Source organism: Kocuria sp. UBA1838 (genome assembly GCF_002338785.1).
Taxonomy (GTDB): domain Bacteria; phylum Actinomycetota; class Actinomycetes; order Actinomycetales; family Micrococcaceae; genus Kocuria; species Kocuria marina.
This window is the reverse complement of record NZ_DDIY01000018.1, coordinates 122,728-148,834: the sequence shown is the minus strand read 5'-3', so window position 1 is coordinate 148,834 and position 26,107 is coordinate 122,728. Positions and strand designations below refer to the sequence as shown.

The following is a 26,107-nucleotide window of genomic DNA, read 5'->3' as shown; positions in this document are numbered from 1 at the left end:
CGCGAGCTGGCGGACGCGGGGGGCGTGGCGAGCGCCGTCGACTTCCGCGGCTCCCTGCCCCGCGAGGACCTCGCCCGACTCATGGGCCGGGTGGACGCGGTGGCCGTGGCGTCGTCGTCGGAGACGTTCGGGCTCGTGGCGGTCGAGGCCCAGGCGTGCGGGACGCCCGTCCTGGCCACGGACGTGGACGGACTGCGCTACGCCGTGCGCGACGGTGAGACCGGCCGGCTCGTCCCGGACCGCGAGCCCACGAGCTGGGCGGACGCACTGTACCGCGCGGCCCGGGACCCGGGCGCGTGGCGAGCAATGTCACACGCCGCTCGGCTGCGAGCGCGCGAGCTGACGTGGGACGACGTCGCCGCGCAGCACGCTGCGGCCTACCTCGCCTGTGCGGCGCGCGAGCACGACGCCTAAACTTTCCCGTGTGACCACCGCGTACCTGAGCCGTGATTCCCTTGCCCGTTACCTGGACCGCTCCCGGATCACCGGGGCCGTCGCGACCCCCCGTGAAGCCAACCTCCGCAACATCCGGGGTTTCCTGGACGGGGACCAGCACCAGCACATGGGGGTCGAGCGCACCAGGGACTGGGATTTCGACTCCGTCTTCGAGCTCATGCGTGACCGCGTGGGGATCAACGACGACCCCGAGTACGCCGAGGGCCAGGACTTCATTTCCGCGCAGCTGTGCGTGGCCGGACTCGACCGCTACGCCGAGCTGTTCAGCCGCGCGGTGCAGGGCCGCAAGCGGTTGTTGTTCGCGACCGGTCATCCCTCCGGCCTCGCGCCCGTGTACGCCCGGCTCGCGCGGGTGGCCCGCAAGTCCGGGGCGCGCGTGCTGCGCTTCGACGAGGCCCTGCCGTTCGAGGACGGGGACGTCCGCCAGATCGAGGACGTCGTGATGGTCGAGCAGTACGGCGGCCTGCGCCACACCCACTTCCCCGAGCCCATGCAGCTGGTCCTCGATCACCTGCGGGACCAGGGCCGCGAGGCGCCGGACCTCGTGATCGCCGATCACGGGATGGCCGGGTACGCGGGCTCGCGGGCGGGGCTGTCCACCATCGCGATGGGTGACTGCAACGACCCCGGGATCTTCGTCGCTGAGGCCCAGGGGCAGGTGGAGGTCGTGGTCCCGCTGGACGACAACGTCCCCCCGCACCTCTACGACCCCGTGGTGGACTACATCATTTCCCGTGCGGGGCTCGCGGGGCAGGAACGCGGCTGAGTTCGGCGATCCCGTCCAACCAGTCGCACGCCTGCCGCGCGGGCGGTCGGCCCTCGGCGGCGTCGTGCCGACCCGCGTCCCCGAACCGGGACGCGCCCGCTGCCGCGAGGGTCTCGTCCAGCACGACGACGCCGCGCGAGAACGTCTCCCCGTACGTGCGGTCCCCGAGGCCGAACGCCGCGTAGCGCATGCTGCTCAGATCCGCGGCTCCTTCGGCCACCGCCGTCGCGAAGGCCCGCGCGGACGTGGGCAGCTCGCCGTCCCCGTACGTGGAACACACCACGACGTGCGGGTGGGAGGTGTCCAGCGCGGCGGGATCCGTTCCTGGGCGTGGGGACGGAGCTGAGTCGGGAGGGACTACCCGTGGTGTGCCGCCCGGTGTCCCCGGGGAACGAACGGGAATCGGTCGTGCTGGCCTGGCCGCGGGGTGTGACCGTGCCCCGGCGGGTCCGGGCGGCCGCGGACCTGGCTCGCGCGTCCGCCGAGGGCTCGGCGATCTTTCGCTGCACCGCGCGAGGGCCGGGCCGCACCCCCCCCCAGGGACCCGGGCCGCCGCACCCGCGGGCCCGGGCCAGCGGCAGGACGCGCGCCCCCGGACGCAACCGAGGGCCGCCCGGTACGTGCCGGACGGCCCTCGCGGCGTCGTCGTGCGGTGCTACGAGACGATCAGCGCTCGACCTCGCCGCGGATGAACTTCTCCACGTTCTCGCGGGCGGTGTCGTCGTCGAACTGCTCGGGCGGGGACTTCATGAAGTAGGAGGACGCCGAGGTCAGCGGTCCCCCGATGCCGCGGTCCAGGCCGATCTTCGCAGCGCGGATCGCGTCGATGATCACACCGGCGGAGTTGGGCGAGTCCCACACCTCGAGCTTGTACTCGAGCGAGATCGGGGCGTTGCCGAAGCCGTGGCCCTCGAGGCGGACGAAGGCGAACTTGCGGTCGTCAAGCCACCCCACGTAGTCCGAGGGGCCGATGTGCACGTCCTTGGCCCGCATCTCGTGCGGCACGTTGGACGTCACGGCCTGGGTCTTGGAGATCTTCTTGGACTCGAGCCGCGAGCGCTCGAGCATGTTCTTGAAGTCCATGTTCCCGCCCACGTTGAGCTGGTACGTGCGGTCCAGGACGTAGCCGCGGTCCTCGAGCAGCTTGGCCAGCACGCGGTGGGTGATGGTCGCGCCCACCTGGGACTTGATGTCGTCGCCCACGATCGGCACGCCGGCGTCCGTGAACTTCTGCGCCCACTCGTCGGTCCCGGCAATGAACACGGGCAGGGCATTGACGAACGCCACACCGGCGTCGATCGCGGCCTGCGCGTAGTAGCGGTCGGCCTCCTCGGAACCCACCGGGAGGTAGGAGACGAGCACGTCCACCTCGCGTTCGCGCAGCACCTGCGCGACGTCCACGGGCTCGGCGTCCGATTCCGTGATGGTCTCGCGGTAGTACTGGCCCAGCCCGTCCAGGGTGGGTCCGCGCTGCACGTTCACGTCCAGGTTGGGGACCTTTGCGATCTCCATGGTGTTGTTCTCGGAGGCCAGGATCGCCTGGGAGAGGTCCAAGCCCACCTTGGCGGCGTCCACGTCGAACGCGGCCACGAACTGCACGTCCCCCACGTGGTAGTCACCGAAGCGCACGTGCATGAGCCCGGGCACGGTCTCGGAGGGGTCTGCGTCCCGGTAGAAGTGGACGCCCTGGATGAGCGATGTGGCGCAGTTGCCCACACCGGCAATGGCCACTCGGATGGGATTTTCGGACACGGTTCTCCTCAGCTCGGGTGATGACGGCCACGCGCACCTCGCGCGTTCGTGCGTGGGCACCGCATCCTGCCGTGCCACGCCGCACGCAACCGACTCCACAGTCTAGCCACGCGCTCGGACGTGCCTCGCCCGGGCACCGCCGTGACGACGACGCCGCTGCCGCCCTCACGCTGCACGGTCACCCGGCCAGGACGACCTCCACGAGCAACAACACCGCGACCAGCAGGAACACGACCCCGGCCGCGATCTCGACCTCGGCCGAACGCGCTTGGAACCGCCGCGCCAGCGCGGGGACGGAACCGAACCACGCGACGGCCAGGAACCATGCCAGGCCCACGGCCATGAGGAGCGCCAGGGTGATCAATCCCTCCCACCACAGGATGTCCGCGGGGACAACGGTCGCGAACAGGGCGATGAAGAAGACGATCGCCTTGGCGTTGGCCAGGTTGGTGATCGTCCCCTGGAGCAGGGCCTTGCCCGATGTGAGGTGGCGGGTCCCGAGCAGACCTCCGGCCTTGGAGAACGCGGGACCCCCGATTGTGCCCGTGGGTGCGGCGGGGCTCGCGGCGACGTCGGGGTCCACTGGTCCGCTGAATCCGGCCGAACCGCCGGGGCCGTCCTGCCCGTCGGTGCAGACCCGTGCGGCGAGGCCCGCTCGTGCATCGGGATCCGAGGTCTCCGCGTGACCCGTTCCACCGCGATTCAGCGCGCGCGTGGCCAGCCCGGCGCGCAGGGATCCGTAGCCCATGCGCGCCAGGAACAGGGCACCAGCGATCTGGATCACGAGTTTGAGCACGTGATTGCTGTTGATCACCAGCGTCACGCCCGTGAGCGAGAGCGTGATCCACATGAGGTTGCCGACCATCACCCCCGCCGCCGTGAGCATGGCCTTGCCACGTGTGGTGAGGAACGCATTGCGCAGAATCACCAGGACGTCCGGACCCGGGGAGATGATCCCCGCGATCCACAGTCCCAGCAGCGCGGCGTACTGCGCCGCGGTCATACGTGCTTGGACTCGGTGGCCGCCCCCCAGATGTTGATGTCCGCGTCCGAGACCAGCTCGTCGATCCGCTGCAGTTCATCGTCGGAGAAGTCCAGGTTCTGCACGGCGCGGGCGGAATCGGCGATCTGCTCGGGCGAGGACGCGCCCACGAGCGCCGTCGTGACCTGTCCCTCCGCCTGCGGACGCAACACCCACGCGATCGCCATCTGGGCCAACGTCTGCCCGCGCTCCCGGGCCATCGCGTTCAGTTCCCGAATCTGATCCAGGGTGTTCTCGCTCAACCAGTCCGGGTTGAGTGACTTCCCAGCGGCCGCGCGGGAGTGCTCGGGTACACCGTTCAGGTACTTGTCGGTGAGCATGCCCTGGGCCAGCGGGGAGAAGCTGATAGAGCCCATGCCCGCTTCCGTGAGCGCGCCCAGCAGGTTCTTCCCGTCCGCGTGCTCGTCCGGCTGCTCGATCCAGCGGTTGAGCATGGAGTACGAGGGCTGGTGGATGAGCAGTGGAGTGCCCAGCTCCCGCATGATCCCCTGCGCGGCGAGCGTGAGGTCCGCGCTGTAGGACGAGATCCCCACGTAGCTCGCGCGGCCCGAGCGCACGATATGGTGCAGGGCACCCATGGTCTCCTCGAGGGGAGTGTCCGGGTCCGGGCGGTGGTGGTAGAAGATGTCCACGCGGTCCAGGCCCATGCGTTCGAGCGACTGGTCGATGGAATCGAGCAGGTACTTGCGTGAACCGCCCACACCGCCGTACGGGCCGGGCCACATCTGCCACCCGGCCTTCGTGGAGATCACGAGTTCCTGGCGGTACCGGGCGAAGTCCTCCCGTAGGATGCGCCCGAAGTTCAGCTCCGCGGAGCCCGCGGGCGGGCCGTAGTTGTTGGCCAAGTCGAAGTGCGTGATCCCCAGGTCGAACGCCCGGCGCAGCGTGGCCCGCATGGTCGCGAGCGGGGTGTCATCGCCGAAGTTATGCCACAACCCCAGGGACAGCGCGGGCAGCTTCAGCCCGGAGTTGCCCACCCGCCGGTACGGCATGGTCTCGTAGCGGTCCTCGGCCGCGGTCCAGACAGTGTCATCACCGAAAGTCAGCATGGGAACTAGTCTGCCACCTGACTCAAAGCGACCTGTTATTTGCCTCATAAGCTTTCTCTCGAACACGTCAGGGATACTTGGGGAGGCGGATTTCCGCCACCCCGTTAGTCCGTGTCTGACCACCAAATCTAGGAGATCGCACCGTGTCCCTCACCAATACCGCCATGGCCAAGTTGCGCGCCATGATCCTCAACGGTGAGCTGGGTCCCGGCGACAGGCTGCCCCCAGAGAAGGAACTGGCAGATCGCCTGGGCCTGTCACGTAGTTCGCTACGCGAAGCAGTCAAGGCGCTCGAAGTGGTGCGGATCCTGGACATCAGGCAGGGCGACGGCACCTACGTGACGGAGTTGAACACCCAGCACCTCTCCGAGGCCATCTCTTTTGTAGTGGAGTTGCATCAGAACTCATCAGTCCTGGAGCTGCTGGAAACCCGCCGCGTTCTGGAAGCTGCCGCGGTCGAATTAGCCGCAGCACGGATCTCGGAGGAGCAGCTCGAGAAAATCCAACGGACTCTGGACGACACGGATGTGGAGACCATCGACTCGCTCGTGGACCAGGACCTGGCCTTTCACGGCATCATCGGAGATGCCGCCGGCAATGGCTATCTGAGCTCCCTGACGGCCAGCCTTAACTCCCGAACTGTTCGGGCCCGCGCCTGGCGCGGTATGACGCAGCAGGGCTCGGCCGAACGCACCATGGAAGAGCACCAGGAGATTCTGGACGCCCTCCGCCGCAGGGACCCCGCACTGGCCCGCGCCGCCATGATCCACCACCTTCAGGGCGTGGAGCGCTGGCTGCGCATAGCCCTGACCGAAACCCCCCTCTTAGACATCCCGGAAGACCTCAACGGCCCGGCCGATTGAGCATGTCAACCGGCCGGGCCGTTCTGGGTCATTAACATCGATCACTCGGCAGGGCGCAGGCGCAGAGCCTCCATGCCACCGTCCACGGCAAGATCGACGCCACTGCTCGATGCATTGAGTGGGCTGGCCAGATAGCAAATCGCGGAGGCCACCTCATCCGGTTCCACGAGCCGCCCGTGCGGCTGACGAGCGTTCAGGGCTGTACGTTCAGCTTCGGGGTCCGGCGCCTTGGACAGCAAATTGCCGATCCAGGGGGTGTTGGCGGTTCCTGGATTCACACAGTTCACCCGGATTCCCTCACGCAGGTGATCGGCCGCCATGGCCCGGGTCATCGCGAGAATCGCACCCTTGGTAGCCGAGTACAGCACTCGTTCGGGCAGACCCGCGGTCGCCGCGATGGAGCACGTGTTGACCACGGAAGCATGCGCGGATTTCCGCAGATGAGGCAGTGCTGCGCGGGTCACTCGGACCATACCGACCACGTTGATGTCCCACACGCGGTGCCATTCATCGTCGTCGTTGGCGGCGACGTCACCCTGGGCCCCGATTCCGGCATTGTTAATCACCACGTCGATCCCGCCCAGCTCGGCCACGACCTTGTCGATCGCGTTCTGGACCGAGGCGTCGTCGGCGACGTCGCACTGGACCTGTACCGCACCCGTGGCAGCATTCGCGGGGTTGAGATCGAGAACGGCCACTTTGGCACCTTTAGCCTGCAAAGCCCGGGTCGCGGAATCTCCGATCCCCGAAGCGCCTCCGGTGACAACGGCCACCAGTCCATCGAATTCTTGTGAGCTCATAAAAGTCTCTCCTCGTTACTTCGGTGCTGGACGGTTCAGGAACGGGCAACCATGCGGTGATGCTGTTGACCGATACCCTCGATCTCCACCTCCACCACGTCGCCGTCCTTCAAATACGGGAACTTTCCGGAGAGCGCCACGCCCTTGGGCGTGCCGGTGGAGATGATGTCCCCCGGTTCCAACTGCATGTAATGGGACAGGTGCTTCACGATGTACTCGACCGAGAAGATCATGTCCGAGGTCCGTGATCCCTGCCGCGGCTCACCGTTGACCGAGGAGCCCAGTGACACGTCGTGCGGGTCGAACTCATCCGCGGTCACAACCACCGGGCCCAGTGGCATGTAGTCCTTGATGCACTTGCCCTTGGACCACTGGCCCCCCGAGTCTTCGATCTGATAGGCACGCTCGGACAGATCGTCCGCCAGGGTATAGCCGGCAATACATTCCGCAGCTGCCGCTTCGGTCTCCAAATAGGCCGCTTGCTTGCCTATCACGATGACCAGCTCCACTTCCCAGTCGCTCTTCTTCGATCCTGGAGGCAACGCGATGTTGTCGTTGGGGCCGGTCAAGGTGTTGGGAGTCTTGAAGAAAATGATGGGCAGCTCGGGCGGCGCGTCACCCGACTCGGCAGCGTGCTCTACATAGTTCTGGCCGATGCAGATCACCGCAGAAGGCCTTGTGAGTGGCGCACCGATGCGCTGACCGGTAATGTCCGCGGTCGGCAGCTCGCCGCGTTCCAGGGCGGACCGCAGGGATTCGATCCCCCCGGTCGCGAAAAACTCCGGGTCGAAATCCTTCACCGCTGCGGAAGCATCGTAATGCGCACCCTGATATTCGACGACCGGGATTTCTTGTCCCTTTTCGCCCACTCGCATCAGTTTCATGTGTTCCTCCGTGTATCTCGTTAAGCAGTAAGGTCTTTGGATCAGTGATTGGTGATGAGCCCCGCATCCGCGGCTGCGGACCAGAACTCATCCGGGACGGGTGTCTCGAAGAGCTCCACATTGCGGCGCACGTGATCCGGAGTCCTCATCCCCACCACGCTGGTCACGATCGCAGAATGGCGCATCGGGAAGGCCAGAGCTGCGGCAGGCAAGGTGGTGCCGTACTCTGCCGCGAGATCCGCCAGTTTCCTGGCCCGCGCGATGAGCTCCGGCGGAGCGGCGTCGTAGTTGTAATGCGCGTCGTCCGGGACGTCCTGGCGGGCCAGGAGACCCGAGTTGAAAACTCCCACCGCATTGACTTTCACATTGTGGTCTACGCACGCGGGCAGCAACGATTGGGCCGCCTCCTGTTCCAGGAGCGTGTACCGGCCGGCCAACATGATGATGTCCGGTTGAGTTTCCCTCACGAACCGTTCCAGCATTTGCCACTGGTTCATTCCAGCACCCCAGGCTTGGATCACGCCTTGCTCGCGCAGCTCTGAAAAAGCGGGTACTGCTCCGTGCAGCGCCTGATCCCAGTACCCATCCGGGTCGTGGATATAGGCGATGTCCACCTGGTCCAGCCCCAGGCGTTCCAAGGATTCCTCGAGGGACCGCTTCACGCCGTCCGAGGAGTAATCCCGCACGCGGTACAGGTCATCAGGAACTTCGAATCCCTCGGTGTCCTTTCCCTGAGGATGTGGGTTGTCCCGGAGCAAACGCCCCACCTTGGTGGAGAGAATGAACTCATCGCGAGGCTTGGTCTGTAGAAATGCGCCGAGCCTCCGTTCCGAGAGTCCCAACCCGTAGTGCGGTGCGGTATCGAAGTGGCGAATTCCCAAGTCCCACGCCGTTTCGAGCGCCTCACGGGCCGTGGCGTCATCGACCGTGCGGTATAGGTTTCCGAGCTGTGCCGCCCCGTAACCCAGTCGACCGTGACGGGCGATTGCTTCTTCGAGTGATGGCTTCATAACGGTTGTCCTCTTGACGTTCACAAGTTGTTCTGGTGGTTGCTGCGCGGATCGCTCCCCGCGTTGGTAGCCGTCGCTGTCTGCTCACTCAGGCCGTAGATGCGCTGCGCGGTCAAGGATGCGATTGATTCGAGCGCTGGTCCGGTCAAGTCGGGTTTCAGCAGCTGGATCTGGAACTGGATGCAGTCCCGTGTTCGAACCCATCCCTTCCCCGATACCGGTGCGTCAGAACCGAGCATGACGCGTTCGTGGCCGAAGTTCCTGAGCGCGAATCGCAGCGGTGCGCTGCACAATTCAGCGGCCTCAGGTGTCAGCACTGTTCGCGAGGTCTGCTCGGTTGCCGGCTCCGATCTGGCTCTCTGCGGCTGATGCGGCGGGGGCATTTCGGCGACCAGGCCCGAACACTTCACAACCACCCGGGGGTCGGCGGCCAGCGTTGTAATGTCGTCACGCCATCGCGTCAGGTCCTGCCCCAGCGGGGGCTTTCCCAGGTGATCAAGCACCAGGATTCCGTCCGTGTCGAGCATCCGCAGCATGTGCGTCATCTCCACGAGCTGGTGGGCCCGCACACACACGTCGAACGGCAATCCGGCCGAATGCACTGCAGCAATGACGCCGACGACGTCGCGAGACGCCAATTCTCCCGGGCCAAGTTCTTGCAGGTTGTGTCTGACTCCAACCACGCGTGGTGTGTCTGCGAGCGCGCTCATCGTGTCCTGAGTGGCACCCATTCCATGGGGTAATGCAGCGATGATGCCCAGGACCTTGTCGTTCCGGTCGGCAATGTCGAGCAGCCATTTCAGCTCAGCTTTCTCGTAGCCGACGTCGACCCCCGCCTCCACCAGCACCGAGGGCAGAGGTTCCGATTCCTCGAACAGGTCCTCCGTGGGAAGGCCTGCTCCTCGCACCCAGTTCCAGGGCAGGTGGTGCAGATCCCACAGGTGACGGTGGGAATCCACCATGGGCACCAGGGTTTGTTCGGGGGCCGACGTCGTCTGATTCATTACTAAGCAGCCCTCCCTGCGCCGGTGGTGTTCACCAAGGGATCACGCCTACCGTGAGCAGGAGATTGGCGTACTGGCGCTGCTCACCGGTGGCGATGACCACAGCCACGTCATTCTCGCGAGCGCGGTCGTAGAACGTGAACCGTTCCAATCCCGTCAATTCGGCCTGGGATCCGAGGGTCTCGCCGTAGCCCTCGACGGCCGGCGAAGCGGCGCCCTCGGCGTTCTCCATGTACTCGGCGGCCTCTACCGGAACCGTGGTAATTAGGAGCTCCAGAACCTGGTCCGCCGTCAGCAACCCCGGTGCCACGTTGAGTGGGATCCGTGTGGCGCGATGGCCCACCCCCGTGACGTGGGGGTAGTTGCCATCGGCGATGAGGATCTTGGTTCCGTGACCGCACCGGGCCAATGCGGCCAACAACTCAGGATGGGTGATCGGTGTTCGCATCATGAGTTACTGCCCGCGGTCTGCTTGTCGGTTAGGGACTTGACCTCACCGAAAATCTCTTCTTCGATCTCCTCGAGGGAACGCCCCTTGGTCTCCGGCACCCGCAGAACCGTGTAAGCCGTTCCTGCCACTGACAGGACAGCGAAGACCATGAAGATCCACGGACCCATGCCTGCGAGCAGCATGGGGAACACCAGGGCGAAAGTCGCGTTGAGCAGGTACTGCGTAAAGGTGATGGCGCCAGTACCGATAGCGCGAGTCTGCAGCGGCAGGATCTCCGGAACGTACAGCCAGAACACCGGGCCCAGTCCGAAGCCGAAGGAGAAGGTGTAGACGAACACCGCCGCCACGGCGATCCACCCGGATTCCGCGAAGAAGGTCAAGACGACCATCGCCACTGCCTGACCAGCCATGGAAATGGCGAGCATTTTCACACGGCCCATCTTGTCGATCAGCGGTAGAGCAATGGCTGTGGAGATCACTAGGGCCGTGCCCACGCCGTAGTTGGCCACGGCACCGGGGTTGTTACCAAGCCCCTCCACGTCCTTGAAGATGATGGGCGCGTAGTAGACCACCGCGTTGATGCCGGTCCACACCTGGAAGAACGTCAGGATGGCAAGAATGGTGAGCGGTTTCCGCGCGTCGGACAGGACACCGCCCAGGCCCTTGGTGGGGCGGTCCAGGACCTCTTCGATTTCCTGGATTTCCTTGGCCGCGAATTCCTCACCACCGCGCATGGTCCGCAGAACATGGAGCGCGTCTCGGGAACGACCACGCATCATCAACCAGCGAGGTGAGGGCGGAGCGATGAACATACCCACGAAGAAGATCACGGCAGGAATTACGCCCAAACCGAGCATCCAGCGCCAGCCGTCGGGGGTGCTGTGGAAGATGTCGCCCACCGCGTAGGCGGCCAGGATTCCGACATTCACGGCAAGCTGGTACAGGCCGGTCAGCAGACCACGAACACGCGTGGGAGCCAACTCCGATAGGTAGATCAAGCCGAACATGTTGGCAATACCGATACCGAACCCCAGAAAGAACCGCGCAGCCATCAGACCAACGGGGCCCGAAACAATGGCGCAGAACAAGGATCCGAGGATGAAGATCACACCGCCAACCAGCAGGATCTGCCGCCGGTCGAAGCGACGAGCCGCAATGGTGGAGACCACGATGGAGGGCAGCGCGCCGTAGAGTAGCAGCGAGGTGATGAGGCCGGTCTGTGATGCCGTGAGGTCAAATTGACCCTCGAGCAATGGCAAGGCACCCGAGATGGCCCCGGAGTCGAAGCCATACAGCAGGCCGGACAAGCCCGCCAGTACCGCGACCAGGTACACCTTGCGCGGGATCGGCTCGCGCATGAAGTCTGTCTGGGCCACCTTACCGGGAGCAGCCGACGTTGCTGCACCAGTTGTACGTGTGTCACGCGTTTCGCCGTGAATTTCAGGCGTGCCAGCGGCGCGCGGTGAACCAAAATTGGACATGAGAACCCCTAAAGGTCGTTCGTGGGTCGGCATCTTTGCTGGCCCTCACGTTGGATGAGGTAAAAATCAGAACTGAGACGGGCGTTGCTAGACGCTGACGCCCACGGGCGTATCGGTGGTCGCCCACTCGGCACCGTTCGGGAACTCGTACCGGGCCAAGGATGGCTGGGACATTTCCGCTGTGGATCCCGGTGCTTCGGGCGGCCAGTAGCGTCCGTCGTGCACGTCAACGGGAGTCAAGAAATGCTCGTGCAGGTGATCCACGAACTCGATCATCCGCGAGTTGTCCAGCTGCTTGGACACCGCGATCGAATCGAAGAAGGACAAGTGCTGGACCAGTTCGCACAGGCCCACTCCCCCAGCATGGGGGCATACCCGGACTCCGAAGTGCGCGGCGAGTAGCAGGATGGTGATGTTCTCGTTCACACCTGCCACGCGGCAAGCGTCCATCTGCAGAACTTGAAGACTCTTTGCCTGAAGCATCTGTTTGAACACCACGCGGTTCTGCACGTGCTCACCTGTTGCCACGGGAATTGGAGCGATCGCCTCGGCAATTGCCGCATGCCCGAGGACATCGTCCGGGCTGGTGGGCTCTTCAACCCAGGCCAGGTCGTAGGGAGCCAACTCACGAACCCATTCGATGGCATCTGAGACATCCCATCGCTGATTCGCGTCAATGGCGATCGGGAAATCCGGACCACACACCTCGCGAGCCTTGCGGACTCGACGGATATCGTCCTGAAGATTGGCCCCCACTTTGAGTTTGATCTGTGGGAAGCCGTCCGCCATGGCTTCACGCGCTAACCGCTCGAGCTTTTCATCGGAGTAACCCAGCCATCCCGGAGAGGTGGTGTAGGCGGCGTAACCCTCCGCTCGCAATCGGTCGATGCGTGCCCGCTTTCCTTCCGCTCCGCGCCGCAGGATATTCAGAGCCTCCTGCTCCGACATGGCATCGGTGAGGTATCGCAGATCGATGAGCCCGAACAGTTCCTCGGGCGACATCTCCGCCAACAGCAGCCACAAGGGCTTATTGGCCTTCTTGGCCTTGAGATCCCACAGAGCATTGATGACAGCGCCGATGGCCATGTGCATCACACCCTTTTCGGGGCCGAGCCAGCGCAACTGTGAATCGTTATTGAGCTCTCGCCACACACTTCCCAGGTCATCCAGGAGGGGTTCGACCTCCCGTCCGATGAACCGTTGGGCGACCACCTCAATGGCCGCTGCTTGGACGTCGTTGCCACGTCCGATGGTGAAAACGAAACCGTGGCCTTCCAATCCGTCGGTGTGGTCGGTGCGTAGTTCGAGGTACGCCGCTGAGTAATCGGGATCGGGGTTCATGGCGTCCGATCCGTCCAACTCTTTGGAGGTGGGGAACCGAATGTCTCGCACTCGGCTTTCGACAATGGTGCTCATGCTTGGCCTTTCGCAGGCGGATCGCTGAAGTGTGCTCTCGAGTCCAGGCGGCGGGTTCATCCGATGTCTGCTCAATGGTGTCTGTTGTGAGTCACCCACCGCTTATGACTGGAGTCACGTGATTAACGTCTCCCACAGAGTAAACATCTGATGTTTAGTCCGTCAAGAGCCCATTACGCAATTTTTTGCAGCTCTTTTCCCGGATTGGTCCGATGGCTATGGGAGTCTGCGACGCCGAAACCTGTAGCCAGAAGCGCACCAGCCACGTTGTGCCAGATGGTGGCCACCGCTGAGGGCAGTGCGCTCATGGGTTCAAAATTCTGATGACACAGCGCCGCAGCCAGTCCAGCGTTCTGCATACCCACTTCGACGCTGATTGCCCGGCGTTCGCGGTAGCCCAGCCGGGCCAACCTCGCCGCCGCCCAACCCAGGGCAAATCCGAAAGCGTTGTGCAGCACCACCGCCACGAAGACCATCCCCAGTGCGGACGCAAGAACCTGGGCGTTCGCGGCCATAATGCCCGCGATCACCACAGCCAGAGCGGCAATGGAGAGCCATGGGATCACGGAGCTGAGGTGAGAGACCAGACGTTTTGCGACGATGCGAACGAGCACGCCCAATAGCACGGGGATCAGGACAATGGTGAGGATCTGCTTGAGCATAGCGACAAAGGAGACGTCCACGTAGCTACCGGCCAGCCACAGAATCAGCAGCGGTGTCATGAGGGGTGCGATCAGGGTCGAAACGGCCGTGGTGCACACGGACAATGCAACGTTGCCATTCGCCAGATAGGCCACGATGTTCGATGAAGCCCCGCCCGGTGCCGACCCCAGAACAACCATCCCCACAATCAGAATCGGGTCGAGCTGCAGAGCTACACCCACGCCCAATCCGGCCAGGGGCATGATGAAGTACTGGGCAATCGCACCCAGGATCACCGTGTGGGGCTTGGTGGCAAGAATCTTCAGATCGGGTAAGGCAATGGTCATGCCCATGAAGAACATGACCACTCCGAGCAACGGCGTGATCACGGGGCCGAGCGCCGAAGCCTGCTCGTGGAATACCAAGCCGAGCAGGCCCGCAAAAATAATGATGATGGGGAAAGCCAACACTGAGATGCTGGATCGAGAGAGACGGGCCACGGGAGCTCCTGAGGTTCAGGAGCAGACATCGGATGATTATGACGTGAGCCTAATCATACACACGCGGTGCGCGGATACCAGCTCATTGCGCACCGCCGACGGAACAACGGATGACCTCACGATCACCGACCCCGAGCTAACCGAATCCGTGAACGATCAGGTGTGCGTTTGTTTCGTTGAATCCAGAAACAGAAAAGCCGCGGCAACCAAGAATCCGTCGATCCCGGTCGCCGCGGCTTCAGCCCTGCTCAGACGCGCAGCACCGCAGCAGTATTCGGCGCCAGGGTTGCCTTACCGGGGGTTTCCAGTCCCGGTTCGACGCCGCTCGCAAACAGCACCTGGGGCGCGTCGCCTCCCATGAGGGGCAGGTCGCGCTCCTGGTCGGACAGATTGATCACCACGACCACGCCGTGTTCGGACTCCGGCTCGCTCATCCGCTTGAGCACGAACCACTGCTCGGAGTCGCTCGCCTGGGTGGCCACGGTGGCCCAGTTCTGATCGGTGAGCTCCGGGGTGTCGTGGCGCAGCGCGATCAGCTCTCGGTAGGCGTCCAGGATGCGCTGGTGCTCACCCTCGTGCACCTCGCCCCAGTCGAGCTTGGAACGTTCGAACGTCTGCGGGTCCTGGGGATCCGGGACGGTCGCGTGATCCCAGGCCATCGCGGCGAATTCCGCCTTGCGGCCCGTGGCCACGGCCTCCCCCAGTTCGGGTTCGGGGTGGGCCGTGAAGAACTGCCACGGCGTGCTGGCCCCGAACTCCTCGCCCATGAACAGCATGGGCGTGTAGGGCTGGGTGAGCAGCCACGTGGCGGCCGCGATCGCCCGGTCCACACTCATGCCGTGGTTCATCCGGTCCCCGGCCGCGCGGTTGCCCACCTGGTCGTGGTTCTGCAGGAACGTCACGAACTGCCACGGCCGCTGCTCGGCAGGATCGATCTCGCGGCCGTGCGAGCGGCCACGGAACGTGGAGTACGTCCCGTTGTGGAAGTACGCCGTGTGCATGGTCTTCTCCAGGGCGTGCAGGGATGCGAAGTCCCCGTAGTACCCGTGGGTCTCCCCGGTGAACGCCACGTGCGCGGCGTGGTGGACGTCGTCGAGCCACTGCGCGTCCATGCCCAGACCGTGCCCCTCCGTACCCGCGATCATGCGGGGATCGTTGAGGTCGGATTCCGCGATGGCCACGAGCTCCTTGCCCGTGCGCTCGGACTCCGCCGCGATGCGCTGGGCGATCTGCTCCAGGATGTGCGTGGCGCGGGAATCGGCGAGCGCATGCACGGCATCTAGGCGGAACCCGTCCACGTGGTAGTCGCGCAGCCACATGGTGATGTTGTCCAGGATGTACTCGCGCACCCCGTCCGAACCCCACCCGTCCAGGTTGATCAGGTCCCCCCAGCTGGAGGCCCCGGGCTTGAAGTACTCCGCGAAGAGCGGCAGGTAGTTCCCGCTGGGTCCCAGGTGGTTGTAGACCACGTCCTGGATCACGGCGATGCCCTTGGTGTGGCACGCGTCCACGAACCGCTGATAGGCCTCGGGCCCACCGTAGGACTCATCCACGGTGTACCAGGCGACGCCGTCGTAGCCCCAGTTGTGGTCCCCGTTGAACCCGTTGACGGGCAACAGTTCCACGGCGTCCACGCCAAGGTCCACGAGGTGGTCCAACTTGCTGATCGCCGCGTCGAGCGTGCCCTCCGGGGTGAACGTCCCGGGGTGCAGTTCATAGAGCACCGAGTCCCGCAGCGGACGCGGCCGCCACGCGGCGTCGTGCCATTCGAAGGCGTCCGGGTCGAACGTGCAGGACAAATCGTGCACACCTTGCGGCTGGCGGCGTGAGCGCGGGTCTGGAAGCACCTCGGACACCGAAGTGCGTTCTTTGTCCGTGCCCTCGTCGAAGACCTTGGTCAGCAGGTAGCCGTAGCGCACGGTGCCCCGGGGGACGTCGGCGTCGTCGGGCAGCGTCCACCAGCCGGGGCGATCGGCCAGGCCCTGCATGGGGTGGTCCACACCGTCGATGCGGACGGTGACCTTGCGGGCGTGGGGTGCCCACACATCGAAACGATGGTCCTGGGTCATGTCTCAGCCGTCCTTCCGGCGCAGGATCGCCACGGGGTAGGTGAAGAGGAGGTCGGCCAGGCGCACGGCGCCGTCCTGGTCCGTGGTGTACTCGCGGTGCGTGAGGACGTCCTGCCACGTCCCCGGCGCGAGGACCACGGTCTCGTCCGTGAAGCCGCCCTCGGGGGCGAGGGTCGCGGGGAAGCGGGTGACCACGGTGGCCACGCCGCCGCGGTCGAAGCCCAGTGCGTGCTCGGCGAGCGCGCCCCGGAACTCCAGCGGTATGTACTCCGTGAACAGCTCGGGGTGCTCGCCGCGCAGCCGCAGGGCGCGCGAGGTCAACAGCATGCGCGCCGCCCCCGTGCCGTCCACGGGCGGGGTGGCGTCCGCGGAACCCGGCCGAGCGGCGTCGAGCCGTGCCAACATCTGCTCGCGCGCCGCGAAGTCCACGGGCCGACGGTTGTCGGGGTCCACGAGCGACGGTTCCCACAACTCCTGCCCCTGGTAGACGTCCGGGACGCCCGGCAGGGTCAGCTGCAGCGCGGTGGCCGCCAGGGCGTTGCTGAACCCCGGTGCGCTCACGCGCTCCACGCACCCCTCCACGATGCCGCGGGCGCGCGGGTTGCTGAAGAGGAAGTCGATGAACCGGGTCAGCTCCGCCTCGAAGTCCTCGTCCCCGTCCACCCACGCGGTGGACACGGACGCCTCGCGCACGGCCTTCATCGCGTAGTCCACGGCACGATCGCGCTCGAGCGGCCACGCACCCACCACGGCCTGCAGGACGAGGTTCACGGCGGGTCCGTCCGCCAGCTCGATCTGCGCGTCCTTGGCGCGGTTGACGAGCGTGGCCACGGTCTCGGACCAGGCCCTGGGCTGCTCCGAGAGCACCGTGATCCGCGCACGCACCGATGCCGAGCGCTTGGTGTCGTGGGTGGTCAGCGCGTTCATGGTCGCGGGCGATTCACGCTGCCGCCGCGCCGCCTCCGCGTGGAACTGCTCGGGCGTGAGCGAGAAGACCGAGGGATCACCGCCCACCTCGGTGAGGGAGGAGAGCTTGGGGTATCGGTAGAACGCGGTGTCTTCCACGCCCTTGGCCATGACCATGCCCGAGGTCTGCTGGAAACGCTGCGCCACTCCGCTCAGGGTGCCGTTCACGTCCCCGCCGAGTTCACGCGCGAGGTCGTCGAGCACGTCCGCGAGCTCGGGGCGCCACCGCCTCGCGGCGGCGACCGCGTCGCGCAGGTACTGCGCACCCTCGGGCAGGTACGTGCGGTACACCGGGAAGTTGGCGAGGATCTCGGCGAGACCGTCGTACGACGCCGCGGCCCCGTGCGGGAAGTCGGCCGGCAGTTCGCGCACCAGGCGGTGCACCTCCGCGGCCAGGCCAGCGTCCGCCATCCGGCGCTTGGTCTCGTGGATCAGCGGGTCCCAGCGCACGGGCTGACCACCGCGCAGCTTGGTGTCCAATGAGGCGAGCTCGTAGTGCCCGCGCGCGTCCGTGAGCACCCGGTCGATCCAGCCCAGCGAGTCGTAGCCCGTGGTCCCGGCCGTGCGCCACTGTTCGGGCAGGGACTCCCCCGGTTCCAAGATCTTCTCGACGACGGTCCACGCGCCGTCCGTGAGCACGGCCAGCTTCCCGAGGTAGTCCTGCGGGTCCCGCACCCCGTCCGGGTGGTCGATGCGCAGCCCGTCCACGAGTCCCTCGCGGAACCAGCGCGCGACCTCCGCGTGGGACTCCTCGAAGACACGGGCGTCCTCGACCCGCACCCCGGCGAGCGTGGCCACGGTGAAGAACCGGCGGTAGTTCAGCTCGGAGTCACCGCGGCGCCAGTTGATCAGTTCGTAGTGCTGCCGCCCGTGCACCTCGGCGGGATCGTCGCCCTCGCGGTACGTGCCCTCGGCCAGGGGGTAGACGTTGTCGTAGTAGCGCAGCGTCCCGTCCTGGACGGTGAGCGCGGAGAGGTCCTCGTCACCGTCGCCGAGCACCGGGATCAAGATCTTGCCGCCGCCGGCCTGCCAGTCCACGTCGAACGCGTCCGCGTAGGGGCTGTCCTGCCCCTTCTCGAGCAGCGACCACCACCACGGGTTCTCCTGCGGGGCGGCCACGCCCTGGTGATTGGGCACGATGTCCACGACGACGCCCAGTCCGGCCTCGTGCGCGGCATCGGACAGTGCCTTCAGCCCCTCCGATCCCCCGCGTTCGGGATCCACCTCGGTGGGATCCACGACGTCGTACCCGTGGTCCGAGCCGCTCGTGGCCCGCAGGATGGGCGAGAGGTACACCCACCCCGCCCCCAGACGCTTGATGTAGGGGACCAGTTCCGCCGCGCGATGCAGGTCCTGCTGGGTCGTGATTTGCAACCGGTACGTTGAAGTGGGTGTCAGCACCCTTACAGTCTTGCCGAATGCGCGCGCTCGGGCCAGTCACCCCGCGCTCAACGAGCACCGTGACGTAAACGGCGGACGCGCCACCCGTGTGGGGTGACGCGTCCGCAGTCGTGTTCAGCGCGGCGCGGGCTGCGGGCGATCTGCCCGGTCACGCACCGCGGGGCGCTCAGGCGTCGTCGGACGACGCCGCGTACACCGCTGCCGCGACGGACGCGGCCACGGAGGCGTCCGGCTCTTCCTCGGGGGCCTCCCACGCGCGCAACAGCACCGTGGACTTGCCTGCCATCCGCAACGTGGAGGAGTGCCCGCGCACGGCACCGTCCGCGTGCTCGCCGGCGGTGTCCACGACCTCCTCCCACTTCATGCCGTAGCTGGCCGGGGGCAGTGTGACGTCCACGGGCTCGGGGTTGGAGTTGAAGTACACGATGAAGTTCACGTCCGTGATCCGGCGACCGCGCATATCCACTCCCGTGATGCCCTGACCGTTGAGCCACATGCCCACGGCACGAGCCAGGGGCTCGTCCCAGTCGGCGGGCACCATGGGCGTGCCGTCCGTGTTGAGCCACGCAATGTCCGGCATGGGATCGCCCTCGGCACGCTCGCCCATGTCCACGGGACGCCCGTCGAAGAACTGCGAGCGGCGGAACGTGGGGTGTTCGTGGCGCAGGTGGGTGATCACCGAGGTGAACTCCACGAGCGGGGTGTCCACCTTCTCCCAGTTGATCCACGTGAGCTCGTTGTCCTGGCAGTACGTGTTGTTGTTGCCCTTCTGGGTGCGCCCCGCCTCGTCACCGTGCAACAGCATGGGCGTGCCCTGGGACAGCATGAGCGTGGCGATGAAGTTGCGCTGCTGACGCGCACGCATCGCGAGCACCTCGGGATCGTCCGTGGGCCCCTCCTCACCGCAGTTCCACGAGCGGTTGTGGGACTCGCCGTCGTTGTTGTCCTCGCCGTTCTCCTGGTTGTGCTTCTCGTTGTAGGACACGAGGTCCCGCAGTGTGAAGCCGTCGTGGGCGGTCACGAAGTTCACCGAGGCGAAGGGGCGCCGGCCGCTGTTCTCGTAGAGGTCCGCGGAACCGGTGACACGGGACGCGAACTCCCCCAGGGTCGAGGGCTCCCCGCGCCAGAAATCACGCACGGTGTCCCGGTACTTGCCGTTCCACTCGGTCCACTGCGGCGGGAAGTTGCCCACCTGGTAGCCACCGGGACCGATGTCCCAGGGCTCGGCGATCAGCTTGACCTGCGAGACGATAGGGTCCTGCTGGACGAGTTCGAAGAACGTGGAGAGCTTGTCCACGTCGTAGAACTCACGGGCCAGCGTGGCGGCGAGGTCGAAACGGAAACCGTCCACGTGCATCTCGGTGACCCAGTAGCGCAGCGAGTCCATGATCAGCTGCAGCGAGTGGGGGTGACGCACGTTCAGGGAGTTACCGGTACCCGTGTAGTCCATGTAGAACTTCTGGTCGTCGTCCACGGTGCGGTAGTACGCGGTGTTGTCGATGCCCTTCATGGACAGTGTGGGGCCCATGTGGTTGCCCTCGGCCGTGTGGTTGTACACCACGTCCAGGATGACCTCGATGTCCGCTTGGTGCAGTGCGCGCACCATGGCCTTGAACTCCTGGACCTGGCTGCCCAGGTGGGAGGCCGCGCTGTACTCGTTGTGGGGCGCGAAGAACGCGATGGTGTTGTACCCCCAGTAGTTGCGCAGCCCCTTCTCGAGCAGCGTGGAGTCCTGGACGAACTGGTGCACGGGCATCAGTTCGATCGCGGTGACACCCAGCTTCTGCAGGTGTTCGATGACCGCGGGGTGGGACACACCGGCGTACGTGCCGCGCTGTTCCTCCGGGACCTCCGGGTGCTGCATGGTGAGGCCCTTGACGTGGGCCTCGTAGATCACGGACTTGTGGTACGGGGTGCGCGGGGTGCGGTCACCCTCCCAGTCGAAGAACGGGTTGATCACCACGCCCTTCATCATGTGTTCCGCGGAGTCCTGGTGGTTCTCGGAGTCCTCGTCGCCGAAGTTGTAGGAGAACAGGGACTCGTCCCAGTCGATCCCGCCCTCCACGGCCTTGGCGTAGGGGTCCAGGAGTAACTTGTCCGGGTTGCACCGCAACCCCTGGGACGGATCCCACGGCCCGTGCACCCGGTACCCGTAGCGCTGACCGGGCTGCACCTGGGGGAGGTAGCAGTGCCACACGTAGCTGTCCACGGCGGTGACCTCCACGCGCGTCTCCGTGCCGTCCTCCTCGAACAGGCACAGTTCCACGCGGTCCGCGACCTCGGAGAAGAGCGCGAAATTGGTCCCCGTGCCGTCGAACGTGGCGCCCAACGGGTACGGTTGTCCTGGCCAAACTTCCATGTACTTCTCCTCAGCGTGTCGTGGGGCTGTGAGCGGATCCCCGCTCACAGCCAGTCACTAACAATAGTCGTTCGGGTCGCGGCTCACGGACGGGTCAGCACCGCGCGCACGTTCTCCGCGAGCACCGACGGCGGGACGGGGCCCTCCCCATTTGCCCGTGAGGCCACCGCGTGCAGACCGGCCCCGAGGGCCGCGGCGGCCGCCCAGCGACCGTCCCCGCGGGCCCAGTCGCCCAGGACCGCGAGCGCGTCCGGGTGCTCGGCCACGTGGGCCACGACCGTGCCCAGGATTCCGGCGAGGGTGTCCCCCGAACCCGCCGTGGCCAGCCAGGGGCTCGCGTGGCCGATGCTCAGGCACAGGCATTCGTCGCACCCGGAAGCGTTCCCGTCCTCGCATGCGTCCCCGTTCCGTCCCACGGGGGACGCGATCACGGTCGACGCGCCCTTGAGCAACACCGTGGCGCCCGTGAGGCGCGCGGCTTCACCGGCCCAGTGCACGGGGTTGGCCTCGATCTCGGAGCGCTCCACCGTGGAATCGCACACCCCGAAACCGTGGAGCCACTCGAAGACCTGGGACAGCTCCCCCGCGTGGGGCGTGAGGATCTTATGGGGGCCCAGAGCGGCGTCGACCACGGATCGCGCGGCGGCGTCGAGCGCACCTGCGTCCAGCACAGCCGGCTCCTGGGCCTCGATGATTGCCTGCACGCGCGCGGCCTGGGACTCGTCCCCCACCACGCCGGGGCCCGCGAGCCACGCCTGGACGTGGACGTCCCACGGCTGGTCGTCCGAGCACACGACCTCCGGACTGCGCGCGAGCACCATGCCGCGCGTGGTCGAATCCCCCAGGAAGCGGACCATCCCCGCGCCAGCGTTGACCGCCGCCTGGGTGCACATGATCGCCGCGCCCGGATAGCTCGACGCGCCGGCCACGACGCCCAGCACACCTCGGGTGTACTTAGTGTCGGTCGCGCCGGGACGCGGCCACGCGGCGAGCACGTCACGCGGTTCGAGCCGGTGCACGGCGGGGTCGCTCAGCCGGTCCTCGATCCCAATGGGCACCACCGTGAGCGCCCCCGTGGCCTGCTCCCCCGGGGACACCACGTGGCCCGTCTTGGCCCCGCCGAACGTGATGGTCGCGTGGGCATGCAGGACCGGCTCGGGAACCTCGCCGGTGTCCGCGCTGACGCCGGAGACGAGGTCGCACGCCACGATCCGTGGGAAGCGCCGTTCACGCGCGGCGGCGGGATCCCGCTGCCGTTCGGTGAACGCCCGCACGAGCTCGGCGGCCGTACCCCGCAGCCCGCCCTGCGCACCGGTGCCGAGCACGGCGTCCACGATCAGATGGGCGTCGGCCATGAGGGAGACCGCGCGGGACACCTCCACCGGGTGCGCGGCGGCCACGGCGTCCGAGAGTTCGCGCTCCTCGCCGTCCTGGTCGGTGAGCCGCAGCGCGGTGCCGCCGCGAGCGAGCAGCGCCCGCAGGCCCTGTTCGTGCACGCGCGTGCCGGTCAGGATGGCCACGACCTTCACGCCGCTGCGGCGCAGGAACGCGCCCGCCCACAGTCCGTCCCCACCGTTGTTGCCCGAGCCCACGAGCAGCACCGCCGTGGTGCCACCCAACAACCCTCTCCGGTTGGCCAAGCGCAACTGCGCTTCGCAGCCGCGGGCCAGTCCCAGGGCCGCACGACGCATCAGCACGTCCCCGTAGCCCTCGTCCAGCAGCGGCTGTTCCGCGGCCCGGATGCTCTCGCCCGAGTACGCCTCAATCATCGCGGTGTCCTCCCTGTCCCTCGGCCACGACGAACGCCACGGCCATGCCGCCGTCGTGGGAGATCGTTACGTGCCATGTTTCCACGCCCCTGCGCCGCGCCTGCTCGGCCACGGTGCCCGCGGTGTGCAGACGGGGAGCGCCGTGGGCGTCGTTGCTGATCCAGCAGTCCTGCCAGATCATCCCCGGCGGGGCCAGCAGCGCCTTGGCCGCGGCCTCCTTGACCGCGAAGCGCGCGGCCAGCGAGCGCGGGTGCAGTTCCCGTTCGTGCGGGACGAACAGGCGTTCCCGCAATCGCGGCGTGCGCTCCAGCTGTCGTTCGAAACGCGCGATGTCCACGATGTCCATGCCGGTGCCCACAATCATGTCGCCAGCCTACCGGCGCCGCCCGACCCCTCACGGGCGCCGCGGCACGGCCCCCATGGGCGTCGCGGCATGCCCCGGTACGACGACGGCGGGTGACGCTCCGGTGGGAAGCGTCACCCGCCGTCGGACGGACGAACCGGATGATTACTCCACGGTCACGGACTTGGCCAGGTTGCGCGGCTGGTCCACGTCGTAGCCCTTGGCCCCGGCGAGTTCGCACGCAAAGATCTGCAGCGGCACCGTGGCCAGCAACGGCTGCAGCAGCGTAGGCGCCTCGGGGACGTAGAAGACGTGGTTGGCGAACTCGCGCACAGCGTCGTCGCCCTCCTCAGCGATCACGATGGTCTCGGCACCGCGAGCGCGGATCTCCTGGATGTTGGAGACCACCTTGGCGTGCAGCGAGTCCCGGCCATTGGGCGAGGGGACGATCACGAACACGGGCTGGCCCTGGTCGATCAGCGCGATCGGCCCGTGCTTTAGCTCACCGGCGGCGAAGCCCTCCGCGTGGATGTACGCGATCTCCTTGAGCTTCAGGGCGCCCTCCATGGCCACGGGGAAGCCCACGTGACGACCCAGGAACAGCACGGACCCGGCGTCCTTCATCCCGGTCGCGAGTTCCTTGACCTGCGGCTCCACCTCGTCCAGCACGCGCTGGATCTTGGCGGGCATGGCCTCAAGCTCGGCCAGCATGGTGGAGATCTCGTCCTTGAACTTGTTGCCGCGCAACTGGGCCAGGTACAGGCCCAGCAGGTACGCCGCGGTGATCTGGGCGAGGAACGCCTTGGTGGAGGCCACGGCGATCTCGGGACCCGCGTGCGTGTAGAGCACGGCGTCCGCCTCGCGCGGGATTGTGGAACCGTTCGTATTGCAGATCGCCACGACCTTGGCGCCCTGTTCCTGCGCGTGACGCACGGCCATGAGGGTGTCCATGGTCTCGCCGGACTGGGAGACCGCGACCACCAGGGTCTTCTCGTTCACGATCGGATCGCGGTAGCGGAACTCGTGCGCGAGCTCCACCTCGGTGGGGATCCGGCACCAGTGCTCGATCGCGTAGCGCGCGACCTGCCCGGCGTATGCTGCGGTACCGCATGCGATCACCACGATCTTGTCGATCGAACGCAGCACGGTCTCGTCGATCTTGATCTCGTCCAGCGTGAGCCGGCCGTTCTCGTCCAGGCGGCCCAGCAGGGTGTCGCCCACGGCGGCGGGCTGGTCGTGGATCTCCTTCTCCATGAAGGACGGGTAGCCGTCCTTCTCCGCGGCGGCGGCGTCCCACTCGATGTCGAAGGGCTTGCCCTCGGCGGCGTTGCCGTGGAAGTCCACGATCGTGTAGTCGTCCGCGGTGATGGTCACGATCTGGTCCTGGCCCATCTCCACGGCCCGCTTGGTGTAGTCGATGAAACCGGAGACGTCCGAGCCCAGGAAGTTCTCGCCGTCGCCCAGCCCGATCACGAGCGGCGAGTTGCGGCGCGCAGCGACCACGCGGTCCGGGTGGTCCGCGTGAACGGCCAGCAGCGTGAACGCGCCCTCGAGGCGGCGGCACGTGTCCTGCATGGCCACGGTGAGGTCCTTCTCGTTCGCGCCCTGCGCGTTGTACGTGCGGGCCAGCAGCACCGCGGCGACCTCGGTGTCCGTCTCGGACGTGAAACTCTCGCCCTGGGCGCTGAGTTCGCGCTTGATCTCGCTGAAGTTCTCGATGATCCCGTTGTGGATCATGGCCAGCTTGCCGCCGTCGACCACGTGGGGGTGCGCGTTGACGTCGGAGGGGCCTCCGTGGGTGGCCCAGCGGGTGTGGCCGATCCCGATGTTCGATTCCGGCAGGGGGTGCGCTTCGAGCTCACCGATCAGGTTGCTCAGCTTCCCGGCCTTCTTGCGGTACTCCACCGCACCGTCGGCGATCACTGCGACGCCCGCGGAGTCGTACCCGCGGTATTCCAGTCGACGAAGCCCCTCGAGGATCACCTCGAGCGCACCGTGCTGTCGCCCGTCAGCACGGTTCGAGCCCACATATCCCACAATTCCACACATGAAAAATACTGTACCGGAAACGCTACGCGCCCTAATGCCTTGCGGGAGGGGGCCCGGGCCTACACTGGTCCGAGCATGAGCACACAGCCCATAACCCACCGCGTCTCCCCTTTCGTGGAGTTGGATCGTCAGACCTGGTCCAGGCTTTCGCACGAGATCGACGTCCCGCTCACCGCGCAGGAGATCGAGAACCTGCGCGGTCTCGGTGACCGGTTGGACGTGGACGAGGTCCGCGAGGTCTATCTGCCCCTTTCGCGGTTGCTCACGCTGTACGACATGTCCTCCACGCAGCTCAATGCCGCCACCAACTCGTTCCTGGGCGAGCATCACGCGCGCACCCCGTTCGTGATCGGGATCGCCGGGTCCGTGGCGGCGGGTAAGTCCACCACGGCCCGCTTGCTGCGCGAGATGCTGGCCCGCTGGCCGTCCACCCCGAACGTGCAGCTCGTGACCACAGACGGTTTCCTCTACCCCAACGCCGAACTACGACGGCGCGGACTCATGGACCGCAAGGGGTTCCCCGAGTCCTACGACCGGCGCGGGCTGCTGCGCTTCGTCTCCGAGATCAAGTCCGGCGCCCCCGAGGTGCGTGCCCCCAAGTACTCCCACGTCACCTACGACATCCTCCCGGACGAAGAAGTGGTAGTGACCCGCCCCGACGTCGTGATCGTGGAGGGCCTGAACGTGCTCGCGCCCGCGAAGCTGGAGAGCGGCAAACGCACCGCGCTCGCGCTGAGCGATTTCTTCGACTTCAGCATCTACGTGGACGCCCGCACCCAGGACATCGAACGCTGGTACGTGGAGCGCTTCCAGGCCCTGCGCTCCTCCGCGTTCTCGGACCCCGAGTCCTACTTCCACCGCTACGCGGACCTTACGGACGAGCAGGCACAGGACGTGGCCACGGACATCTGGCGGCGGATCAACGAACCTAACTTGGAGCAGAACGTGCGTCCCACGCGCGGCCGCGCCCGGCTGATCCTCTCCAAAGACCACGATCACAAGATCCGCAGGGTGCTGCTGCGAAAGAACTGATAT

22 protein-coding genes are annotated in these 26,107 nt (G+C 66.3%); 4 read left to right on the top strand and 18 right to left on the bottom strand.

Annotated elements, in window-relative coordinates:
• Together B3I25_RS11675 and B3I25_RS11670 are read left to right on the top strand one after the other, a co-directional pair.
• The coding region (locus B3I25_RS11675; protein WP_286739225.1) for a glycosyltransferase at nucleotides 1-414 on the top strand (414 nt) is incomplete at its 5' end.
• A gap of 10 nt (nucleotides 415-424) precedes the next feature.
• The gene (locus B3I25_RS11670; protein ID WP_286739222.1) at nucleotides 425-1,222 is read left to right on the top strand and encodes a phosphatase; all 798 of its coding nucleotides are present in this window, start codon (nucleotides 425-427) and stop codon (nucleotides 1,220-1,222) included.
• Here B3I25_RS11670 and B3I25_RS11665 read toward each other — a convergent pair.
• The 4 genes from B3I25_RS11665 to mgrA all read right to left on the bottom strand — a co-directional run bounded on the left by B3I25_RS11665 (nucleotide 1,182) and on the right by mgrA (nucleotide 5,065).
• Nucleotides 1,182-1,529 (bottom strand): flavodoxin domain-containing protein, encoded by a 348-nt coding sequence (locus B3I25_RS11665; RefSeq protein WP_286739327.1) that lies wholly within the window; start codon nucleotides 1,527-1,529, stop codon nucleotides 1,182-1,184. The genes B3I25_RS11670 and B3I25_RS11665 overlap by 41 nt on opposite strands.
• A gap of 359 nt (nucleotides 1,530-1,888) precedes the next feature.
• The gene (locus B3I25_RS11660) at nucleotides 1,889-2,974 is read right to left on the bottom strand and encodes an inositol-3-phosphate synthase (RefSeq protein WP_064847334.1); all 1,086 of its coding nucleotides are present in this window, start codon (nucleotides 2,972-2,974) and stop codon (nucleotides 1,889-1,891) included.
• Between the two features lie 178 nt (nucleotides 2,975-3,152).
• Nucleotides 3,153-3,977: a LysE family translocator gene (locus tag B3I25_RS11655; RefSeq protein ID WP_193518879.1), complete on the bottom strand. Its 825-nt coding sequence runs from the start codon at nucleotides 3,975-3,977 to the stop codon at nucleotides 3,153-3,155.
• The gene (gene mgrA, locus B3I25_RS11650) at nucleotides 3,974-5,065 is read right to left on the bottom strand and encodes an L-glyceraldehyde 3-phosphate reductase (protein ID WP_286739216.1); all 1,092 of its coding nucleotides are present in this window, start codon (nucleotides 5,063-5,065) and stop codon (nucleotides 3,974-3,976) included. Before mgrA ends, B3I25_RS11655 begins: the two co-directional genes overlap by 4 nt.
• 143 nt (nucleotides 5,066-5,208) lie before the next feature.
• On the opposite strand from mgrA, the gene B3I25_RS11645 reads away from it, so the two are divergent.
• Complete coding sequence (locus B3I25_RS11645; RefSeq protein WP_193518881.1) at nucleotides 5,209-5,928, top strand: FadR/GntR family transcriptional regulator; 720 nt, start codon at nucleotides 5,209-5,211, stop codon at nucleotides 5,926-5,928.
• Between the two features lie 41 nt (nucleotides 5,929-5,969).
• Here B3I25_RS11645 and B3I25_RS11640 read toward each other — a convergent pair whose 3' ends face one another.
• The 14 genes from B3I25_RS11640 to glmS form a co-directional block, all read right to left on the bottom strand.
• Nucleotides 5,970-6,728, bottom strand: coding sequence for an SDR family NAD(P)-dependent oxidoreductase (locus B3I25_RS11640; RefSeq protein WP_193518882.1), 759 nt, complete (start codon nucleotides 6,726-6,728; stop codon nucleotides 5,970-5,972).
• 35 nt (nucleotides 6,729-6,763) lie between these two features.
• On the bottom strand, nucleotides 6,764-7,612 hold the full coding sequence (locus B3I25_RS11635) for a fumarylacetoacetate hydrolase family protein (RefSeq protein WP_193518883.1): 849 nt from the start codon (nucleotides 7,610-7,612) through the stop codon (nucleotides 6,764-6,766).
• 41 nt (nucleotides 7,613-7,653) lie between these two features.
• Nucleotides 7,654-8,622, bottom strand: a complete 969-nt coding sequence (locus B3I25_RS11630; protein WP_193519303.1) for an aldo/keto reductase — start codon at nucleotides 8,620-8,622, stop codon at nucleotides 7,654-7,656.
• A 20-nt stretch (nucleotides 8,623-8,642) separates the two neighbouring features.
• Nucleotides 8,643-9,626, bottom strand: a complete 984-nt coding sequence (locus B3I25_RS11625) for an amidohydrolase family protein (RefSeq protein ID WP_193518884.1) — start codon at nucleotides 9,624-9,626, stop codon at nucleotides 8,643-8,645.
• Nucleotides 9,627-9,657: 31 nt separating this feature from the next.
• Nucleotides 9,658-10,077: an RbsD/FucU family protein gene (locus B3I25_RS11620; RefSeq protein WP_193518885.1), complete on the bottom strand. Its 420-nt coding sequence runs from the start codon at nucleotides 10,075-10,077 to the stop codon at nucleotides 9,658-9,660.
• Nucleotides 10,074-11,558 (bottom strand): sugar porter family MFS transporter, encoded by a 1,485-nt coding sequence (locus B3I25_RS11615; RefSeq protein ID WP_286739207.1) that lies wholly within the window; start codon nucleotides 11,556-11,558, stop codon nucleotides 10,074-10,076. The genes B3I25_RS11620 and B3I25_RS11615 overlap by 4 nt, the downstream gene beginning before the upstream one ends.
• Nucleotides 11,559-11,645: 87 nt before the next feature.
• On the bottom strand, nucleotides 11,646-12,974 hold the full coding sequence (locus B3I25_RS11610; RefSeq protein WP_193518886.1) for an enolase C-terminal domain-like protein: 1,329 nt from the start codon (nucleotides 12,972-12,974) through the stop codon (nucleotides 11,646-11,648).
• A 173-nt stretch (nucleotides 12,975-13,147) separates the two neighbouring features.
• Nucleotides 13,148-14,083, bottom strand: coding sequence for a bile acid:sodium symporter family protein (locus B3I25_RS11605; RefSeq protein ID WP_286739206.1), 936 nt, complete (start codon nucleotides 14,081-14,083; stop codon nucleotides 13,148-13,150).
• A gap of 281 nt (nucleotides 14,084-14,364) precedes the next feature.
• Nucleotides 14,365-16,185 (bottom strand): malto-oligosyltrehalose trehalohydrolase, encoded by a 1,821-nt coding sequence (gene treZ, locus B3I25_RS11600; RefSeq protein WP_286739204.1) that lies wholly within the window; start codon nucleotides 16,183-16,185, stop codon nucleotides 14,365-14,367.
• Nucleotides 16,186-16,188: 3 nt separating this feature from the next.
• On the bottom strand, nucleotides 16,189-18,552 hold the full coding sequence (gene treY, locus B3I25_RS11595) for a malto-oligosyltrehalose synthase (RefSeq protein WP_286739201.1): 2,364 nt from the start codon (nucleotides 18,550-18,552) through the stop codon (nucleotides 16,189-16,191).
• A gap of 166 nt (nucleotides 18,553-18,718) precedes the next feature.
• Nucleotides 18,719-20,911 (bottom strand): glycogen debranching protein GlgX, encoded by a 2,193-nt coding sequence (glgX, locus tag B3I25_RS11590; RefSeq protein WP_286739198.1) that lies wholly within the window; start codon nucleotides 20,909-20,911, stop codon nucleotides 18,719-18,721.
• A gap of 83 nt (nucleotides 20,912-20,994) precedes the next feature.
• Complete coding sequence (locus B3I25_RS11585) at nucleotides 20,995-22,680, bottom strand: bifunctional ADP-dependent NAD(P)H-hydrate dehydratase/NAD(P)H-hydrate epimerase (protein ID WP_286739195.1); 1,686 nt, start codon at nucleotides 22,678-22,680, stop codon at nucleotides 20,995-20,997.
• Nucleotides 22,673-23,044 carry a holo-ACP synthase gene (locus tag B3I25_RS11580; RefSeq protein ID WP_286739193.1) on the bottom strand — a complete coding sequence of 124 codons (372 nt, stop codon included), beginning with the start codon at nucleotides 23,042-23,044 and terminating at the stop codon, nucleotides 22,673-22,675. Before B3I25_RS11580 ends, B3I25_RS11585 begins: the two co-directional genes overlap by 8 nt.
• Nucleotides 23,045-23,188: 144 nt before the next feature.
• Nucleotides 23,189-25,072 carry a glutamine--fructose-6-phosphate transaminase (isomerizing) gene (gene glmS / locus B3I25_RS11575; RefSeq protein ID WP_286739190.1) on the bottom strand — a complete coding sequence of 628 codons (1,884 nt, stop codon included), beginning with the start codon at nucleotides 25,070-25,072 and terminating at the stop codon, nucleotides 23,189-23,191.
• A gap of 75 nt (nucleotides 25,073-25,147) precedes the next feature.
• Here glmS and coaA point away from each other — a divergent pair, with 75 nt between their 5' ends.
• A complete protein-coding gene (gene coaA / locus B3I25_RS11570; protein WP_084117926.1) occupies nucleotides 25,148-26,104 on the top strand; it encodes a type I pantothenate kinase in 957 nt (318 codons plus the stop codon).
• The last annotated feature ends 3 nt before the right edge of the window (nucleotides 26,105-26,107 follow it).